The following is a 4,204-nucleotide window of genomic DNA, read 5'->3' as shown; positions in this document are numbered from 1 at the left end:
TACGGGCATCCCGTTGCAGCCGCGCGTCAGACGCCGCCGAACACGAAATACGCCCGGAGCTTGCAAGCCCCGGGCGCATCCTGACGCATCCCGCAACGGATGCGCCTTCGAAATCCCGCGAATAGGCGCGAATGCCGCGCTACGCCTTCTTCTTACGGCCGTTCAGAGCCGCCTTCACCGCGCCGATGACCGCCGGAGCGACCGACACGGCCACGATACCGAGCACGATGACCTCGAAGTGCTCCTGCACGAACGGCACGCCGCCGAAGAAATAGCCCACCAGCACGAACAAGCTGACCCAGGAGATGCCGCCGATGGCGTTGAACATCGTGAATTTCGCGAAGTTCATGTGCCCGGTGCCGGCGATGAACGGGGCGAACGTGCGGAAGAACGGCATGAAGCGCGTGATGACGATGGTAAGCCCGCCGTACTTCTCGAAGAAGCTATCGAGCTTAGCCATGCGCTCGGGCGTGAGCGCCTTGACCTTGCCGGAGTCGATGATGCGCTTGCCGAAGAAGCGCGCGATCCAGTAGTTCGAGGTGTTGCCCAAGATGGCCGCGGCATAGAACACCAGCAGCGTAGCGCCCAGGTGCAGCCCGCCTCCATCGGCCGAGAAGACGCCGGCCGCGAACAGCAGCGAGTCGCCCGGCAAAAACGGGAAGAACACCAGGCCCGTTTCCACGAACACGATCAAGAACAGCGGCGTGTACACCCACACCGCGCCCAGCGTGATGATCCATCCGGCGATAGCGCCGCGCGGGTCGCTTAACAGGTTAAGGAAGAAATCGATGATACCCATATGTGCCTTTCGAACGCCGTTTCACCCCGGTTTGCATGCATCCGGGGTGCAGCCCTTCCGTTTTTGGACGCAAAAAGAGCATCCTATATGGGACAGGGCGCTCGTCAGAGGCCCCTTATGGCTGCTTCCTCCCGGACCTGACCAGGTTCGGAACTTGGCGCCGCCCCGACCCATATAAGATGCTCGTTTCGACTTGGGCTAGTATACCGACACCCTGCAACCGCTGCGGGCGCAGGGCGCAAGCGTTACCAAATGCACACAGGCGCTTTACGCAGGCTTGACGCTTGGCAGCACGCCGTTGAGGCCGTCGAACAAACACACGCTGGTCACCCCAGCAAGGCTTTCGAGCGGGATCTCGGAATCGGTGATAAGCCAACGGCGATACACCGCCACCAACCCCGCGCAGAAAAACGACACGATATAGGGCACGTACGGATCGTCGCGGCGCAGACCGAGCACGTTGTCCTCCATGAGAACATCGACCAGGCTTGTCTCCAGACGGTCGAGCACATCCTGCAGCGACACATGCTGCAGCACCCGCTTGCTACGCGTCATATCAGGCGCCAAGGCCAAGCTGATGCTCTGGAACAGCTTGCTCACATCAAGCCCCTTGTCGCCATCCGAACGCAACGCATCACGGCAGCTGGCGATGATGTTTTGCGCCTCGTCGCGGATGATCTCGTCCACCAGATCGCTTACCGAGCTGTAATGCAGATAGAACGTTTTGCGATCGATATCGGCCTCGCGCGCTATGGAGGCGATGGTGATCTTATGGTAGTCCTGGTTCTCCATCAGCTTGAAGAACGCCTCACGGATGGCCTTGCGCGTGCGCACCACACGGCGATCGTTGGACCTACGCAGATCTTTTGCCATCGTTTCACCCTTCGGCGCGATCGGATCTGACACCTTATTCCCCCTCGTTTCCTGTTTATGTACCGGCACCCGGCAGCCTCTGTTCGGCTTAGCGCGATCGCTATAGCATCAGCATCGCCCATAAATCAACATTAGACCATTATATGGATACTTATCCTCGTTCGTTGCAAAACGGTCGATTGCAGAATACCAGAATCCCACCGAATTTTGGAAGCGTAGATTACTACCCACCTGCGTATTACCAAGGATGGCCGCCCGGAACGGCTCGGCACGGATTGCGAACGGCCTTTGCGCAACAACGAAACGGGCGCGGCATCATGCCGCGCCCGTTTGCGTTACACCACCTGGAAGATGAAGAACTTCAGGTAGTCGGTTTCGGGAACACCCCAGACGATGGGGTGGTCGGGCGCCTGCTGGCGCTCCTCAATCTGCCGCAGCTGCACGCCCGCATCATGCGCGGCGCTGGCAACCACATGCTTGAAACGCTCGGTGTCCATGAAGTGGCTGCAACTGCAGGTTGCAAGATACCCGCCGCGCGGCAGCAGCTTCATGGCGCGGTAGTTGATCTCCTTGTAGCCGCGCGCGGCGCTTTGGACGGTCTTGCGGCTTTTCGTGAACGCCGGCGGGTCGAGCGCGATGAAGTCGTACGTGCGGTCATGCGCGGCCTCAAGCGCCGGAAGCAGGTCGAACACGTTCGTTGCCGTAAAGTCCATGCACTCCTCCAGGCCGTTGAGCTGCGCGTTCTTGCGCGCTTGTGCAACGGCAAGCTCGGAGATGTCCACGGCGTTCACGTACGCCGCGCCGCCATGGGCGGCGTTGAGCGCGAAGCTGCCCGTGTGCGTGAAGCAGTCGAGCACGTGCTTGCCCGCAGCAAGCTTGGCCACTGCACGGCGGTTGTACTTCTGATCCAGGAAAAAGCCCGTCTTCTGACCGTTCTCGAAATCGACCTCGTAGCGCACGCCGTTTTCGATGATCTGCGTGGCAGTGGGACCGAAGGCTTCCGTACCCGGCGTACCCGGCGCCAGCGGGTCGAGACCCGCTTGGCCGCCTTCGCCACCTACGCCTGCAAACCAGCCCGCCGTGAGCTCAAGGCCCTCCAGCTTGCGGGTTGCCACATCGTTGCGCTCGTACAGACCGCGAATGAGCACGCCGTCCTCGGCGAGCACCTCGAGCAGCACCGGGAAGATCACCGGCTTGAGCTGCTCCATGCCCACGGACAGCGTTTCGGCGACCAGCACGTCGTTGAAGCGATCCACCACCAGGCCCGGGAAGCCGTCGGCCTCCGAGAACAGCACGCGGCAGCAGCTGGCGTCTTCGCCAATGACCGTTTTGCGGTATTCCCACGCCCATGCCACCTTGCGCTTCCAGAACGCGCGGTCGAACGCGTCGTTGGCGTTGTGCGTGATAAGGCGGATGCGGATCTTGCTGCTCTTCGACAGCAGGCCCGTTCCCAGATACGCCCCCTTGCGGTTCACCACGTCGATGAGGCTGCCGTTGGCAACCTCATCGCCCTGCCCCGGCGCGCCTTCCATGGACAGCACCTCGGCCTCGTACACCCACGGATGCCCCTTGGCCAGCGCATGCTCGCCCTTCGGCGTGATGGTGGCGCGAGGATACGGACGTTGAGCTTTCATGAGGGTCCTTTCGGGAACGAAGGTCAAAAGAATCGCAGGTGGCGAAAAAGTCAGCGAGGGCCGCTCTCGTTCCCGAAGCCGCCCCTTCGCTCGACCAAGCGTACTTCAGGTACGCGCCGAGTCGAGCATTCGGGGCAAAGCCGGGTGCGAGAGCGGCCCACAGCGTCAGGCAATCGCGCCGGTCTAACGGTCGGCGCAACCTATTACAGCAGTCGCAGGGAGACTTCCTTGAGCTGGCGGCCGGTGACGGCGTTCGGGGCGCCGGTCATGGGATCGGAAGCGCTGGATGTCTTCGGGAAGGCGATGACGTCGCGGATGGACTGCTTACCGGCCAGCAGCATGACCAGGCGATCGAGGCCCAGCGCGATGCCGCCGTGCGGCGGGGCGCCCAGCTCGAGCGCGTGGATGAGGTGGCCGAACTTCTCCTCCATCTGCTCATCTTCCACGCCCAGGCGGCGAAGCACGCGCTTCTGCAGCTCGGCGTTGTGGATACGGATGGAGCCGCCGCCCATCTCGAAGCCGTCCATGACGATGTCGTAGGAGTAGCTCGAGCACGCCAGCGGATCGGTTTCGATCTTGTCCCAATCGGCCTCGGGGATCATCGTGAACGGATGATGCTCGGCGGCGTACTTCTTCTCCTCCTCGTCGTACTTGAACATGGGGAAGTCGACGACCCACAGCAGGGCGTGGCCCTCACGCGGGATGTTCAGGGCCTCGGCCATGTGCAGGCGCAGGGCGGAGAGCACGGCGGACGCGGTGTCGTAGGTGTCAGCGGCGAACAACAGCAAGTCGCCCGGCTCGACGCCGGCGGCCTGCTTGATGGCGCCGTGCACCTCGTCGCCGAGGAACTTGATGATGGGGCTCTTGCCCGCAAGCTCGGCGTGGGCGTCGGTGTAGG

General features: G+C 62.3%; 4 protein-coding genes and 1 other RNA gene. All 5 read right to left on the bottom strand.

The annotated features are described in order from the left end of the window. Window positions 1-139: 139 nt before the first annotated feature. A complete protein-coding gene (locus Q0H50_RS08620) occupies window positions 140-799 on the bottom strand; it encodes a VTT domain-containing protein (RefSeq protein WP_042434784.1) in 660 nt (219 codons plus the stop codon). Between the two features lie 81 nt (window positions 800-880). Further along, an RNA gene (gene ffs / locus Q0H50_RS08615) (signal recognition particle sRNA small type) lies at window positions 881-976 on the bottom strand. 90 nt (window positions 977-1,066) lie between these two features. Then, on the bottom strand, window positions 1,067-1,672 hold the full coding sequence (locus Q0H50_RS08610) for a TetR/AcrR family transcriptional regulator (protein WP_294421448.1): 606 nt from the start codon (window positions 1,670-1,672) through the stop codon (window positions 1,067-1,069). A 335-nt stretch (window positions 1,673-2,007) separates the two neighbouring features. After that, window positions 2,008-3,306 (bottom strand): class I SAM-dependent rRNA methyltransferase, encoded by a 1,299-nt coding sequence (locus Q0H50_RS08605; protein ID WP_294421447.1) that lies wholly within the window; start codon window positions 3,304-3,306, stop codon window positions 2,008-2,010. A gap of 203 nt (window positions 3,307-3,509) precedes the next feature. After that, a partial coding sequence (locus Q0H50_RS08600) for an amino acid--tRNA ligase-related protein (RefSeq protein WP_294421445.1) occupies window positions 3,510-4,204 on the bottom strand: 695 nt, incomplete at its 5' end.

The sequence above is a fragment of the uncultured Senegalimassilia sp. genome (assembly GCF_934632265.1).
GTDB lineage: Bacteria > Actinomycetota > Coriobacteriia > Coriobacteriales > Eggerthellaceae > Senegalimassilia.
Note: the sequence above shows the minus strand (reverse complement) of the source record. Positions and strands in the feature narration are given on the sequence as shown.